This is a genomic window from Bacillus cereus group sp. MYBK14-1 (assembly GCF_051916885.1).
Lineage (GTDB): Bacteria > Bacillota > Bacilli > Bacillales > Bacillaceae_G > Bacillus_A > Bacillus_A cereus.
Window position 1 is genome coordinate 199,409 of sequence record NZ_JBQAHM010000002.1, and the last position, 16,125, is coordinate 215,533.

Here is a 16,125-nt window from a genome sequence, read left to right on the forward strand (position 1 = left end):
CTTTCCTAAAAGTTAGTTATTCACATTTACTTCCTGTAACGGCTCTAACTCTTCCATAAAATCAAGCAAAGATCCTACAGTAAGAAATGCCTTTGGGTCTACCTCATCCTCTGGAACGCATAGCTTTACATCCATTTCTATGTATACAATAAGCTGTAACATCATTACCGAATCTATATATAAATCTTGATTTAAGCGCATCGTTTCTTCTAAATGCGTTACATTTTTCAGTTCCATTTTTTCTATCATAATTTTTAACACGGCATTCTTTAACGCTTCCCGTCTCATGTTGTAACCTCTCCCATCTCTAGTAACTTTCTACTTACTTTTCCAGTTTTATTTTTAGGAATTTCATTTACACTTTCAATTTCATGCGGAACTTTATAAGAAGGTAAGTGCTGAATACACCATTCTCTTATTTTCACTGGATCAACATGAGAGATCACTTTCGCTTTAACTATTTCGCCCATCACAGGATGTTTCCCCCGATATACAATTGCCTCTTGCACACCTTCCAATCGAAGCATCGTTTCTTCTACCTCTATAGGAAAGACTTTTAATCCTGAGACATTAATTACATCGTCCATACGCCCCATAAAATGAATGCCACGCTCAGATTTATACCCTAAATCCTTCGTGAAAATTTCCTTATCATTCATTTTCACGACGATTTCTTCCGGTGCATTTTCATCTGAACCTATGCTTATACTTGCATGAGGTAGAGGGTTTCCTAAATCTAAATGGCTTTTCATATCATGACATATACTAATACAACCTGCTTCAGAACAACCGTATTGCTGCATCATATATGTTGTCATTTTTTTTAGTTTATAAAATAGTGCTTCTGGCAAAGGCGATCCTGATGTCATAATTTTATGAAACTGGAACGTTCCTAATGGAAAACTCCCCATAATGTGTAACATAAGTGGTACTGCATATATAATATGTTTTTCTGTATTGCGAACTATATTTAATGCGAATTTAGGATTTTTGTTCGTAATGATTACAGGCTTGCTCCCCCTCGTAATTGCTGATAACGTACCACATATTAGTCCGTATGAATGTGAAACAGGAGCCATAACGATTGGCACTTCATCTACTTCACAGTTTAAAGCTTCATTATAGGCAGTAATTTCTGTATCAACTTCCGTCCATGCTCTACGAATCAGTTTCGGTTCTCCCGTAGTTCCCGAACTATATTGCAATAAAGAAGGCTCTTCTAGTAAAAAGTTCCCTACTTCTAATTTTGTAAAATCGCCATATTCTCCATATAAAATCCCTACACAATTCGCACGCTTTGCCATTTCAATAGCCGTTTCTTTTGGCGTATCTTCATGTATAAGTAATACTGATGATTTCTTTTCTTTTAAGAAAAACACAAGCGTAATAATATCGAATGGATCTTTCAGACAAAGTGCAAATCTATTTCCTTCTGCTTTTTGAAATTGTTCCATTTCCTCATAAACTTGTAATCTCAATTCAAAATCACTTTTGCTATACTCTTGTTTATTAACGATTAGCATAATTTCCCCCTGTAACAGCTGATTTTTGTTTCATAAGTTGTCTTACTCTATACAATGGATTTGGAACTTCATGAACAAGCGATTCCACATCCATATATAATCGACGTTTCGTTAATTGTTCAGCATAGAATGTAGGTGCATATAATTGAATATTTTCAAATCTATCTTTCAAATGTGGATATATTCTTAAATGATTTTCAATTTCTTCAACAACCATCATCCAAAAATGTTCTTCTTTCAATCCATACTCATCCGCAAGTACGAATGCTAATTCTCCTAAATTAAACAGAAATAGTGCATCTAACACCATCTCTTGCAAACATTCAATGCGATCCATTTCAAAGAAATCATTCATTTTTTCATTCGCATATGTTTTATGCATTTTAGTAAAGTCGGGACATTTGTCAACTTCTTTCAAATATGGACGATAAAACTCAAGCCCTTCATGAAAATCCTTTAACGCAATACGAACAGGCACCCCTTCTTTATGGACTAGAATCATATTTTGTCCATGTGATTCCAGTGCGATGCCATGCTCTACAACAAGATGTATAACTGGTATTATCGCTTTTTGAATAAGTAATTGTAGCCAATCCTTCATTCCATATTTATTCAACCACGCATCAATAATTGGTGTACCATCTTTCTCTTTAGCGTATAAACCATTAAAAGGAATTGCATCCTCTTGTGCATCTAAATACTTGTGAACGCTTTCGCGCCAAATGCATCCTAATGAACCATATATAGCTTTCTTATTCGTGTCATACGTTACACTTGAAAACTCACTTAACAAGATTAAACGTGCTTCATCCATTAAATAGGCGTCATTACTTACAACATCATTTAACCAATTTGATATTACTGGTGCACTTACAACAGAGTATGGTTTCAGCGTACGAAGTGTTGAAGTGTTGAGTAAATTCATCGATAATTTAACGTACGGTTTCTTTGGACTCGTAATATTTCTTAACGTTCTCATTGACTGTTGCGCGCAATAATCGTCCTCTGATGTTCCTAAATAAATAATAAATTTACCCTGTATATGATCCGCATAATTTGAAATGATGAAATTCTCCCACTGCCATGGGTGAACAGGTATAAACACGTACTGTTTTGGATTACATCCCTTATTACGAATTCGTTCCATAAACTCTTCTAATTTACGATCGCCAATCTCCTCTTTTAAAATGTTGTTATACATCACTTCATTCTCATAACCTACAGTCGCATAATTCTTATGTGCTGCAATCCATATGAGTTTTATTGGCTGCATAAATTCATAACCATATTGAAAATTGTCACGATATTGAAATCCAACACGTGCTTTATAACTAGGATGATATGGATGGCCATCTATTAATTGGCTTTCAAACTCATCGTAAGATTTTTGAGTATATTCTCTCTTATTATTTCTTTCATATTGTGCAATCGTGTCTTTAAATATTGTTTGTTCTAATTCGTGCATAAAAGAATCTAATTTAGCTTGTTCTACACTAGTAACCCGAAAAACTTCTTCTAGAAATTGCGAGACAGACTGTATTTCTTGCTGTTCATCTTGGACTCTTACTATTAATGAGTCTAAAGAAATACGTCCAAATGTCATCCGTTCCCTGCCATAGCATTTGTACGTGACACTTTTGTCTTCTTCATCAAGTCCTTGTATTAGAAAAAGAATTTGTTCTTCTTTTTCTATGCGAACCGGCGTAATAATCCCCTCATAAATTAACGATTCTACTAATTGACGTAGCACTCTTCTTCGTACTGAAATGTAATCTTCTGATTCGAGCGCCTTCAATACTTTCGTATGATACATGTCCACTCTCATAAAACCCTCCACCTTATGACAAAATACCATTATTTGTATTACGTGAAATTTTAACGCTATTTATGAACGAACAGCCACTTCTCTAACGAGCGGATTATGTACTTGCACATAAATTGCTTGCTCCAATGGATTACTTAACTCATCGACATCGAAAAATCTCGTTAGTAAATTTGCTTTACACGCTAACTTATCTTCGTCCAATAATTCTCTTAAAAATGTAGAAGGTTCCCGGTTATATGGAAGGAATGATTCAAGTACAGACCTTAATTCCGAGAGAAGAATTTCCTCCTTAATTAATCCTGCTGTGCCAAAACCATTAATGAGGCCAAACATATGATTGAAAATTAAGTAGTAACGAAATCTCTCATCCACAATATAGTCGTCATATAAATTTCCAGTACGTTCTCCAATACCAGCTAATTCATTATTAAGCATCTCTTTCATTGAATTACAGAAATAAAATCCTTGATTATCACGGAAATAATATTTGACCGGATAACCATCTTTTAGCTGAACAACACTATTTTGCTGATGAGCTTCTAACGCAACACCATACTGTAAATACATCCATACCATTGGCTTTAAAGAAATATTCATATATCGTCTAAACCACTCTAAGCTTACTTCTTCACAGCTTTTACTTTCTAAATCTGCTAGGCGATGAATAATATTCGATAACCGCGTACGCTCTCCAGGTATAGCGTCTTGAACTAGCCCAGCAATTAATGTTGCGTCGTTTGCATGTTCACTATAAAAAGGGTTCTCGCGAATAATCACTTCAAATCCAGATTCTTGTGTTCCATAATTTAATGTAATAAAGGCTGGATCACAAATAAAATCAAATCCTGGAAATCTTTCTCGTACTTCACCAATAGCCGTATTTAACATTTCCTTCCCTTCAAGACCACTCTCAAGTTCTTTCAGTTTATTAATACGCATTGAATTCGTTACTTTCACCGGAAATGAAAACTTAAGCATATACTTCGAATCGGGATGATATAGCGTCCTTAGTGAGGAGGTTGCCATATAATACTTACCTACAGGGCCAATATACTCAAGCAATTCTTGAACTATCCAATCTTGTACGTAAGCTTGATGCAAGAGCCATTCTGCCTGAAGCGGATGAATTGGAATTAATGCATATTGATCTTCCTTACAGTACTTCGTTATAAATTCTTTACTAACCATCTCATCATTACTTAATTCTTCTTTTATAATCATTGTTGTAGAATCTGATAATAATGATTTTTCATTTACTATACTTTTATGTGCCCGAAAATAATGAAGCTGACATTCTCCTTTTAATTCTGGAGAATACATTGCACTTTTCCAATCCAATATCCCCTGTCTACTCTTTGGTGTAGGATGAGTTAAATGCCCAAATAATAAAGACTGCTCCGCTTCTATAAAAGTTGTATGGAAACCGTATAATGCGGATGTATCTTCTATTCTCTCTTTTGTAAATTCCTCAATATTTTGACAACTACGGATAACTCGAAGCATAAGTTCCGCAGGATTCGTCCCTTCTCCGTAGTTGATAGACATCTCTTTTATTAAAAATGTAATAACTGTAATGTAATCTGCTTTAATAACAGAATTACTATCTCCAATTTGATAATAAAATTGTTCTCCAAACAAATGACGATCTGTTGATGATTTATATATAACTTCTCCATACAAAGTAACGTTTTGTGCCGATAGCCGACAACATAAATATGTGGGGACTGTATCTCTATTCAACGTATTACTGAAGATAATCTTCATTCTTTCATCCTCTGTAATCCATTCTCCACTCCCTGTTTCTCTTAAATAACAGTTTAAAAAGCTTTGTAATGTTGCATGTTCTGCGATTTGTTTCGCATGCTGCATGTTGGTCCTCCTCTTTATATTAAAGCTATCGAAATTTTATATAATAAACGATAATTGAATGTCGTTATCAATTATGATTCTAATTGATAATGATATTCAATTCAAGGGTATATTTCAGAATTTTTTTATCAAATTAAATTTTTCTTTTTTTCTTTCTTTTCTTTAATCTAGTTAAAAGTACACGAAAAAAATACTCAGTTTCAAACTACATACTTACTATTTTTCATTAGTAATCTATCCAAAATGGTTAAACAAAAGAGGTATACCTTAATTGGTATACCTCTTTCAAACATAAAGTTTACATAATAATATTATTTAAGCAAATCTATATAACTGTTTGTATAACAAATTCAAATCTCTCCAACAATACGCTGTTTCTTCTACCCTTACTCTCTCTAAAAATTTCGTATCAATTTTTTCAGGGTTAAATTTTTCATAAAACTTTTTAGAAGGATTTTTCGTAACGACCCAAACTAAAAGTGATTGCATATCATTATTTATACAATCCGATAATAAAGCTTGAAATAACTTTTGTCCTATTTTCATTCCTTGATACTCTTGTAAAAGGTAGATTGCATATAATTCTCCATCACAATTATATGTACCAGTTCTTTCTACTCCCCCATCGATGAATCCAACTATTTCTCCATTTAAATTCTCTGCTACAAATCTAAATTGATGATTACCTTCTTTTTGAAAAATATCTTCCCATTGTTTTTCTCGTTTCTCATATGCTACATTATCTAGAATTTCGTCAGCAAATATCCCTTTATACGTTGTTTTCCAACTATCAACATGCACCTTTGCTATACCTTGTATATCATCCTTTATTGCTCTTCTAATATGTATTCCCATCATTTCTCCCTCCTTGTTACTCATCATTATATCAATTTCATTCCTTAAGAATCCAAATAAAAAAGAGTGAATTCACTTCACTCTTTTTTATCACAATTATCTACTTTCCACTTCAACTGAAACTACTCGATCTATCTCTTTCAGGGAACTATATAACTCTGTTGTATATAAATCTTCTGGAGCTAAAATAACCATCTCTAGTTGCTGAAATGCTCCACTATCTATATCTTTAATTTTCACGCGTTTCACATGCATGCCTAAATTTTTAATTTGCTTAAATATACCATCTAACTCATGATGCTCTTTAACAGTAATTTTTATAGATAAATCCTTTTGTCTTAATGAATACGGTCCTGCAATTTTCACAAGTTGCGGAAGTACATTAATCGCTAAAATAATTAAAACCATAGCAACTGTCGCTTGTAAATAAAATCCCGCACCAATTGCGATTCCTAAAGCTGAAGCAGCCCACACCATAGAAGCTGTTGTTAATCCAGAAATAACGTCATTACTTCTTCGTAAAATGACACCTGCGCCAAGAAAACCAATTCCACTAACAATTTGAGCGGCCAGTCGCATCGGATCCATATTTGTATGTCCTGGAACAGAATATACATGCACAGATTCAATTGAAACCATCGTAATTAAACAACTTGCTACAGAAATAACCATACTTGTTTTCACACCAAGTGGTTTATTCTTTAGCTGCCTATCTATCCCGATGAATAATCCTAAAAAGAGTGCTAAACCTAATTTGAGTAAAAATTCATATGACATATTCCCATTCTCCTTACTTTACAATGTTTCCCTTAGAATAACTCACTATAACTCTTTTATGATATCAATTCCAGTCTTTTCTATTCATTTAACGTAAAAAACCGAAAAAACATTTATAACTATGTTTCTCCGGCTTTTTATTACACTTTAGATTCTTCTTTATTTCTGATCTTTAATCTTAATTTCTGCACCTTTGTAGAATGCTAATTTACTGTCATTATACTCTTTTGTAAATTTGTTAAACTGCTCTTTCGACTTTTGTGCTTCCACATTTAATTCATTAACAGTTTTAACTTTTTCACCGATTTCTTTTAATTTCGTTTCTTTTACTTTTAATTTTTCATACAGTTCTTTTTCAGTCGCTAACACTTTCGTGTAATTTTCATTCATCTTTTGGAATGCATCATAACGATTCTTATACGACTCTTCTACTGCTTTTGCTTGTTTTTGTAACTTCTTATCTTCAATCTTCTCTATATTACTTTGAACAGACTTCGTTTCCTTCTGTGCTTTTTCTAGCATTTCTTTCTCACTTTTCAATACTTTTTCACGATCGTCTACATTTGCAGTAGCTTGCTCTATTTTCTTCACAACTGCTTCATTATGTTCTTTACCTTCTTGCAAAATTTGAGCATATAATTCTTGCCCTTGTTTCTCTAATTGCTCTAATTTTTTTGCTTCATCCACTAAAGATTTTTCTTGTGTTGCTGCTGTTTCAAAAGCTGTATATAGATTTTCTTCTGGCTTTTCACCGAAACAACCTGTTAAAAGTCCTACTGATAATGCTCCAACTACTGCTACTTTTCCATACTTCAACGTTCATTCCTCCATTACATACGGTTATCATGCCAGAAGTTCACTGGGAAGTGACTCTCTTCATGATAAGCTTCAAACTCATAACCTTTTTCTTTTAGTCCCTTTAAAATTGCTGGCACAGCAGCAACTGATTGCGGGTGAATATCATGCATTAAAATTACTTCTTGTGGTTTTGTTGCGTTTGTTAATACGTTTTGAGCAATTTGTGCTGCAGCTGCATCAACTGGAATTTTATTGTATCTCCAATCTAATGAATCAATTGTCCAATCCCATACTTTAAATCCGCCTTCTACCACTTTATTTCGAAGACCTTCATTCAATCCAGGCATCGAACCATATGGAGGACGTGTTAATTTAGGTGATTTCCCAATAATATTAGCGATTAAACCTTGATCTTCTTTCATCTCATTTACATACTCGCCATTTTTATATAACTTTGCGAAATTATGTGTCATACTATGCATGCCTACATAATGACCCTCAGCATTTTCACGTTTCACTAAATCAGGAAATTCTTTTACATTCGCTCCAATTAAAAAGAACGTCGCCTTCGCATCATGTTGTTTTAGCGTATTTAATAATTCAGCCGTATATTTCCCTGGCCCATCGTCAAATGTAAGATAAGCAACTTTTCTTTCTTTTCCATTAAAACGACTTGGTGCCGTTTTATTCATTTCAACTTTCGGCTGTTCACTTGCAAGTTGCACTACATTTTCTTGTTTCGCAACAGCTTTTGCTGGTGAAGTAATTGATTGAAACATGTAATACCCAATAGCTACTGCGGCAATCGCTATTAAAACGACTACTATTTGTTTAATTTTTAAAGCTTTTTCCATTCTATCGAATTCCTCTCCCTATTAATCTTATATATAAATCGCCCAATATAATTATACATCTATTTATTTTTATTTCACCATATAAATAGATTTTATTTGTATTATAATGGGAGTTTTATCAAAATTGTTGTTCCTATTCCTTCTTTACTTGTAACACTAAGCGCACCGCCATGAAGCTCCACCATTTTTTTAACGATAGCTAAACCAATACCTGCACCTGCAGCATGATTATTAATTTGGTAAAATGATTGCTCAATATATGGTAAATGTTCTTTAGCAATTCCAATCCCTTCGTCTCTTACCTTAATCACTGCTTGTCCTTCTATTTTAGTCGCTTCAATGTGTATTGTACTTTTTTTATGTGAATACTTAATTGCATTTTGAACAATATTCAAGAAAACTTGCTTTAGCCTATTTCGATCTCCCATCAATTCAATTCGGTCTATAGTAGTAATAAATTGAATTTCCTTCTCTTCCGATTTAGGAGTTAATTGCCAAATCGTCTCCTCTAGTATATCGTACAATTGAACCTTTTGTTTATATAAATTAAAATGATTTGATTGTAATCTTGAAAAATCTAGCAATTCTTCTACTAAATGAATCAATCTATCTGTCTCACCTGAAATAATGCCCATACCTTGCTTTATTTCTTCTTCTGTTAAATGATCTACTGTTTTTAACGTCTCACTCCAACCTTTAATTCCTGTTAAAGGCGTTCGTATTTCGTGCGAAATAGAAGCAATGAATTCATTTTTCATCTGCTCAGCCTTATCTATTTTATAGGCCATATAATTTAAACTATGTGCCAAGTCACCTAATTCTCCAGGATAATCTTCTTTAATTTTTTGCTTTAATGTGCCTTCTGCAATTTGTGAAGAGGCTTGAATAATGGATTCAATTGGCTCAACAAATGAATTTGCCAAACGTCTACTAATTAAGAAGACGACTCCCGAAATAACAATACCTACAGAAATAGTAAACGTAATAATTTCAATAATCTTTTTATTTACATTTGTTAAAACAGTCGTATATTTTAAAACACCAATAGTTTGTCCTTGATGTATAAGTGGGCTTAGCACCTCTAGTTGTTTTTTATTACCTTTCGTAGTAACTTGATTATACATTTCACCTTCTAATAATGATTGTGGAATATTCACTTTACCTTCTACCTTTTCACCACTTGAAGATTGTATAACCGAGCCGTGACGATCGATTAACTGTAATTCTGTTCCTTCTAATTGAAAGCTACTAATTATGTCACCACTATATTCTTGTAATCGAATAAAGTATAGTGAATTGTATTCTGAAAAAAAACGTGTACTCGTTTTCGCATGAGACTCTATATATTGCACAATACCATTATAATAGTATCGATAAATTGAGACTGAAAATACAACTTCAAATAATACAAGCATAAGTGTAATGACCGTCATAAAATATAAAGTCACTTTCCGTTTCATCTCATACTTTCCTTCCACACATATCCTTTTCCCCACACCGTAAGAATAAATTGAGGTTCTGATGGATTACATTCTATCTTTTGACGTAACCGTCTCATATTTACATCTACTACTTTCGTCTCACCTACGTAATTGGTTCCCCAAATCATATTTAAAATTTCATCACGCGAAACTGGCTTTGAAGCCTGATTCATTAAATACTGTAATATCATATACTCTGTAGGTGTTAAATCGACTAATTGTCCATCTTTATACAATCTTTCTTCTATAATATTTAACGAAAATGGACCTGACGTAACAATATTCGTTTTTTCTTCATGTACTTCTATTCTTCTTAATAAAGACTGTATACGTGCAGTTAATACTACTGGACTAAACGGTTTTGCAATATAATCATCTGCACCTATTCCTAGTCCTTGCACCTTATCTTCATCTTGTACACGTGCGGTTAACATAATAATACCCATTTTTTTATTTTCTTTCCTGATAGCCTTACAAACTTCTAAACCATCAATCCCCGGTAACATTACATCCAGCAGTGCTATATCAACAGTTTGTTCACTCAAAATCTGTAACGCTTCTTCTCCAGTAGTAGCTTCTATTACATAAAATCCAGCACGTTTTAAATTTAAAACAATAAAGCTACGGATCGTTAATTCATCTTCTAAAACTAAAATTTTTGACATAATTCCCACCTCCTACTCTTGTTGATAATCCGCTAGCGGTTTTATATATGCTTTCACTTTTTCAAATTCCGATTGCTTCGGTACTGCATATACGTGAGAAGCCGTTTTAATTGCTGCGCTGTAGCCTTTTATATTGAACCATTCTTTCCGCTTAAAAATATGAACTTCAAGCCATATTTTATTTGTTCTTGTATCCAAAAACTTTTGAGAATTTGATTCTTTTTGCTGATCTGGTATTGTAATTTTCCCTATTAACTCTTTAGGAATTTTCACATAATACCCTTTTTCTATATCTATATATCGTTCTTCAATTGGTTTAATTCCAGATTCACTCCACTGTATGTAACGTTCAAAAAGCGGACTATCACCATGTGATTTATCCTCCCAACCTTTTGGACGTACAGTACGAACAAATTCAATAATGCCGTCTTCATTAACATCTTTACTTTCTACAACATATTCATTAAATAAATCTTCTTTCCCACCTATAGGTAATACTTCATAATGATCCTGATCAAATTTTGCTACATAAGTTATACCTGAATGAGCGCCAACTCCTGCATCAATTACTACCGCCTTTAGTGATTTAGATATACGACCCATTTGTATTCTTTGAATACTATTTATAAATGGATCGTATGACACTTCAGATAAAGTCTTAAATTGTTCCATGAACTCAACTGTCAGCTTCTCATCTTTTTCAAATGTAACAAGGCTTATATCTTTCAGTCCATTTTCATTTAGATCCTCTATGAATAACTTCGTATAACTTCGATTATATATTTCCTTCATCTCTTCATTTTCTTCCGAAAAAACATACATAACATGTTCTAACGATTCACGATTTACAGAGATTCCGATTAACAACTCTCTCTTCCCGTTCCCTGTAAAATCACCGACTTCAACGATATCTACATCTCCACCATCAAATTTATGTGTGGACTTTATTCTCCAGCCATTTCCGATTTCTTCATATACGGCTAAATATACGCTATGATCTTCATTCGGCAATTTATAAAATAAGATGGCTTCTTTCTTATTATCTTGTTTAAAATTCATTGACCAAATCATCTGTTTATCTTTGTTAGACATTGGAGTAAGTAAGCGATAATTAACAGGTAAATCTTTATCAATTTGTTCCTTTAATTCATTAATCCATTTTTCATTTGTAGGAGCTTCCATTAGACTTGTTGGAGCTTCAGACATTTTACATCCAGTCAATATAAAGATAATTCCCATCATGCTTAACCATTTCTGCATATGATATCTTTCCTTACCACAAATTTTGAATATGTCCTTTTACTTTTTTACCTATCCATTATACTCATACATATGAGTATAATTTTTCTAAACTAAAAAATCGTTACAGAAAAGTTACAAATACATTCCAAAAAAAAAGATTGGCAAAAGCCAATCTTTTTTTATTATTCATTTCGGACTGATTTTGGCGTTACACCTAAATGATCATTTAATTTTTTTGAAATATCTTTTACATTTTTTTCATTTGGAATGTAATAATAAATACCACCGATACGTTTATCTGTGCCTTCTATTTGCAATTTTTCCATTTCCAAATTAGATCCTGCCATATTTTTTGTAATGGCAATCATATCGTCAAATGTTAAGTTCGTTTTCATATTTTTATCAACCGCATCTAGTAAAGAGCCCATTTTGCTAATTGATTGAACAGACATCGCTTTTTTAGCAATTGCTTCTATTACAAGTTGCTGTCTCTGTCCACGCATTGCGTCACTATCAATTTTACGCGTTCTTGCAAGTGCAAGTGCTTGTTCTCCATTTAAATGTTGGTAACCTTTTTCTAAATGGATCATACCAGCTTGGTCTTTACTATCTTGCTCAGTGAAAGTAACTGGTACATCAATATCAATACCACCAATTGAATCGACAATTTGTACGAATGATTCAAAGTTAAACTTCACATAATAATCAACAGGGACATTTAAGAATCTTTCCACCGTATCGCGTGTGCTTTCTACGCCACCAAATACGTGAGCATGAGTAATTTTATCTAATTTTTTTCTAGTTGGAATATAAACACGTGAATCACGTGGAATACTTACTAGCTTAACAGACTTATCATCTTTATTAATTGTTGCTAATAAAAGTGCATCTGTTCGAACTGCTTCGCCATATTGGCTTTTTCTCATTTCACTTCCATCTACACCCATGATTAATATTGAAATATTATCCTTTAAAGGTTCAACTTCTTTATCACGCTTTGATGACTTTTCAATTTTCGCATACGCATCATTTACAACAGCTTTTGCTTTATTATATATAAACGAACCATATCCTACTCCTCCAAAAATAAGTAGGAAAAATGGAATTAATATGAACCATTTTATTGACTTTCTTTTAGAACGCTTTTTATTACTTCTCGTATTTTGTTCTAATTCAGAGCTCATACCCATTCGCCTCTCTTTCTCTTTACCAAGTATAATGTAAGTCTATTTATCTTCATATTGAATTTCCTTTCATTAACCTTACAATTTTGTAAGGTTACTACTAAAACCCAATATGTATTCCATTTCACATTATACTCTCGTACTTATTTTTGGCAAGTCACTATTTACCAATTTCAAAAATTTAGCACTTCACAACATGCAAATTTATAAATTCATTAACTCTTTCATTTTAAATTAGGATATCTTTTTCCAGATAAACGATATGAATAAAGAGTCCAGCTAATGATAAAACCTCTATGAATACAGTATATTTCACGTTATTATTTCTCAAACGGCGTATACATGCTTTTCTTCCCCTGATTATCAATAAAAGCCGACTTTGCTTTTATTTTCGTTTTTTCTACTTCCATGTCTTCATTCGAGAAGTTCACAATGATTTTAATATTTTTTCCATAAGAAACAGATTGTACTAGCTTATCTTCTGACAAATACGCAAAATTCGTCATCTCTTCTTTTACTGCTTTTTCATGAACTTCATTCCAAACTTTTAGATGCTCTGTAATTTCTTTTTTATGTTTATTCCACTCTACTTCATCTAAATGGTACAACGGAGGAACATTATACAATAATTCAGACAGCATTCGATTTCCAACTTCATCTTTTACCTTTAAACTTCCCCATTCCCAATGGTGCGTTGTAATAACGGAATCATTGTATACTAATTTATATAATGGTACCGAATATACTGGGTTTAAATACACTTGTTTATATTCTTCTTTCAATGGTACTTGTTTTGCATATTTTTCGGGAACATTTTGATTTGGTGACCAATATCCACCGACATAATACGGACTTGTTTTATTTTTCCGCATATCTTCATCGTCCCATTTAATAACAGGTGTTTCAATTCCGTGTGCAAATGCAATCGTACTACTAGCAAAATCATTTCCACCTTCAGAACCAACGACCATACCCTTTTCTTGCGCAATGTAGTCCATTCGTTTTAAACGTGCTTTTAAATCTTGCTCTTGTGTCGTTATATGTTTCGCTGAATAGTCATCGTAAATTTCACCTGTCGCATCACAATCAATAAACCATGAATTATATTTAGGACCATTTTGTAATATATCATTCATGCGTTCCTTTACACTAGGCAGCGATAAAGTCGGGTTTAACTTGCGACCTCTGCCTAAAAAGCCTTGCACCTTTTCTCCGTTTTTCTTCGTTACAGTAGCCTCTTCATATAATGATGGGTCATTAAAGGATGCTGTGTTCCAATTTTTATCACTTTTTTCGTGAATGGAATGATATGAATCATACGGACCAACTAAATACCCCATTTCCTTCGCTTTTGTCACGAAATTAGGTTGCATAAATCCTTGTTCCCAGTTCGGCAGACCAATCCACGCTTTTTCTATTCCTACCTCTTTCATTTCCTTTAGTATGTCCGTTCCATCTGCATTACCCCATTTACTTACCTCTTCAACCGCATCACCAAGTAGCGACTTTAATAAATGCTTATTTAAGCTATACAATTCTGTGTTCGTTAAGTGACCTACACCTTTCTTTAATAGCACACTAGCTTCCTGATCAACGTTTTGAAAAATATCCTCTTTATAAAATTCCTTCATGGATAATACTTCGTTTATATAACGTAAAATAACATTTTTTTGATACTTATCAATGAAATCTTGTTTACTTACTTGATCTAATACATTCAGTTCCCCAGGCTCTGAACTATTCTTTTGAATAAGTTCTTTTATATGACTAAACAGCGGGCTATTTATTTGCTCCCTTAGTTTTGGCCAATTTATATTATTTTCTGATAAACCATTTTGATTCCAAAAATAAAAATGCGCCGCTCCATATAACTTTTCGATTTCTTTATTTTTTCTAGCCTTTTCTTGTAATGTTTTAAATTCACCTTTTCGAACAATATCATCCTTATACAGTTTAGCAATGCTTACCGCATCATTATTTGTCACATATAATTGAAATCCATATGTTTTATTTTTATTTATGCTCGGAAATTCATGTGTAAAATCAAATCCTATTTTCGGATCCGAATGAAATTTCAATTCATTATTAAACATATTGTTTGCAATATATACAATTGAATATTTCGAACCATTTAATGCGAAAAACTTCATAGAAAATGATTCAGCAAATGAATATGCATCATCCTTTAAAAACTTCTTCCAATTCTCATCATTGCTCGGAATTTGCTTACCCTCCCATAACGGAAGTATATAATTTTCAGCTTCTACTTTCGGCCATGTAAAGCTTTCTGCACCAGTCGATTCCACTTCAATGTTTAAGTGGTCTTTTTTCTTTTCTAATTTTATTTTTACTTTTTGATCTGGATATTCCCACGATGTACGATCCTTTTCTTTTTTTACATTCGATACCTTCATTTTCGGTAGGGGTCGTGATGCCTGTTCCTTTACCCCCTCATGTTCTACAGTTAATGTGAATGTTTCTGGATTTACATCATAAGTAAAATCTTTATACGTCGATTTCTTTATTTTAGACTCTTGTACAGCATTACTACCTTTTACGTCACAACCGACTAAAGTCGAAAATGGCATAGTTGTTAGAAGACATATCGCTATCATTTTTTTCATCCTCTGCACCTCCACCAATGAATATACAGGTGGTTTGTTACAGGAATGTGGCAAAAAATAATAGAGCTAGCATTTTGCTAGCTCTATTTGGATTATTAAAAGTTGATATGAACAACTATAACTTGCTTAGAAGATATGTAATACAGTAACTGCGTTTTTTTCTCAATAATTATGAAACTAAACAAATCAAAATTTTAACAAGCATTCTTCAACTGAAAAAATAAGTGTATACAATGTATCCTAAAAATAGTACTAAAATGATTATTCCTGTGCCTTTCCAATTCATACCGCCTGCTATATCAACTGGACTACCTGTTTCCGCTCTATTGAGTCCGTCATGTAAAGAACCCGTAGGATTACTTTTTAATTCACTTTGTCTCATACGCTCTCTTTTTTCTTCTGGTGACTCTTTATTCATTTAATCACCT

Annotated in this window: 14 protein-coding genes; all 14 read right to left on the reverse strand. The window is 33.0% G+C overall.

The genetic code is table 11. The features are described from left to right. Positions 1-12: 12 nt before the first annotated feature. Complete coding sequence (gene asbD / locus ACTFR3_RS07070) at positions 13-288, reverse strand: petrobactin biosynthesis protein AsbD (protein ID WP_001250560.1); 276 nt, start codon at positions 286-288, stop codon at positions 13-15. Next, positions 285-1,523: an AMP-binding protein gene (locus ACTFR3_RS07075; protein WP_000909573.1), complete on the reverse strand. Its 1,239-nt coding sequence runs from the start codon at positions 1,521-1,523 to the stop codon at positions 285-287. The genes asbD and ACTFR3_RS07075 overlap by 4 nt, the downstream gene beginning before the upstream one ends. Then, positions 1,510-3,348, reverse strand: coding sequence for an IucA/IucC family protein (locus ACTFR3_RS07080; RefSeq protein WP_440044311.1), 1,839 nt, complete (start codon positions 3,346-3,348; stop codon positions 1,510-1,512). The genes ACTFR3_RS07075 and ACTFR3_RS07080 overlap by 14 nt, the downstream gene beginning before the upstream one ends. Before the next feature lie 60 nt (positions 3,349-3,408). Continuing rightward, entirely contained in the window at positions 3,409-5,217 is a 1,809-nt protein-coding gene (locus ACTFR3_RS07085; protein WP_440044312.1) for an IucA/IucC family protein, read from the reverse strand. Positions 5,218-5,532: 315 nt separating this feature from the next. Further along, on the reverse strand, positions 5,533-6,075 hold the full coding sequence (locus ACTFR3_RS07090; protein WP_324656324.1) for a GNAT family N-acetyltransferase: 543 nt from the start codon (positions 6,073-6,075) through the stop codon (positions 5,533-5,535). 93 nt (positions 6,076-6,168) lie between these two features. Continuing rightward, complete coding sequence (locus ACTFR3_RS07095; RefSeq protein ID WP_000119510.1) at positions 6,169-6,849, reverse strand: MgtC/SapB family protein; 681 nt, start codon at positions 6,847-6,849, stop codon at positions 6,169-6,171. A gap of 159 nt (positions 6,850-7,008) precedes the next feature. Further along, complete coding sequence (locus ACTFR3_RS07100; protein WP_000873571.1) at positions 7,009-7,665, reverse strand: YkyA family protein; 657 nt, start codon at positions 7,663-7,665, stop codon at positions 7,009-7,011. Positions 7,666-7,679: 14 nt separating this feature from the next. Beyond that, complete coding sequence (locus tag ACTFR3_RS07105) at positions 7,680-8,501, reverse strand: peptidoglycan-N-acetylglucosamine deacetylase (protein ID WP_078439153.1); 822 nt, start codon at positions 8,499-8,501, stop codon at positions 7,680-7,682. Positions 8,502-8,602: 101 nt separating this feature from the next. Next, the gene (locus tag ACTFR3_RS07110; RefSeq protein ID WP_000824534.1) at positions 8,603-9,961 is read right to left on the reverse strand and encodes a sensor histidine kinase; all 1,359 of its coding nucleotides are present in this window, start codon (positions 9,959-9,961) and stop codon (positions 8,603-8,605) included. After that, entirely contained in the window at positions 9,958-10,647 is a 690-nt protein-coding gene (locus ACTFR3_RS07115; protein ID WP_000036072.1) for a response regulator transcription factor, read from the reverse strand. The genes ACTFR3_RS07110 and ACTFR3_RS07115 overlap by 4 nt, the downstream gene beginning before the upstream one ends. Positions 10,648-10,659: 12 nt before the next feature. Further along, positions 10,660-11,907 (reverse strand): hypothetical protein, encoded by a 1,248-nt coding sequence (locus ACTFR3_RS07120; protein WP_001174867.1) that lies wholly within the window; start codon positions 11,905-11,907, stop codon positions 10,660-10,662. Between the two features lie 164 nt (positions 11,908-12,071). After that, positions 12,072-13,073 carry an LCP family protein gene (locus ACTFR3_RS07125; protein WP_440044313.1) on the reverse strand — a complete coding sequence of 334 codons (1,002 nt, stop codon included), beginning with the start codon at positions 13,071-13,073 and terminating at the stop codon, positions 12,072-12,074. A gap of 320 nt (positions 13,074-13,393) precedes the next feature. Then, the gene (locus ACTFR3_RS07130) at positions 13,394-15,697 is read right to left on the reverse strand and encodes a glycoside hydrolase (RefSeq protein ID WP_134208686.1); all 2,304 of its coding nucleotides are present in this window, start codon (positions 15,695-15,697) and stop codon (positions 13,394-13,396) included. A 208-nt stretch (positions 15,698-15,905) separates the two neighbouring features. Then, on the reverse strand, positions 15,906-16,115 hold the full coding sequence (locus tag ACTFR3_RS07135; RefSeq protein ID WP_001031478.1) for a DUF6366 family protein: 210 nt from the start codon (positions 16,113-16,115) through the stop codon (positions 15,906-15,908). Between the last annotated feature and the right edge of the window lie 10 nt (positions 16,116-16,125).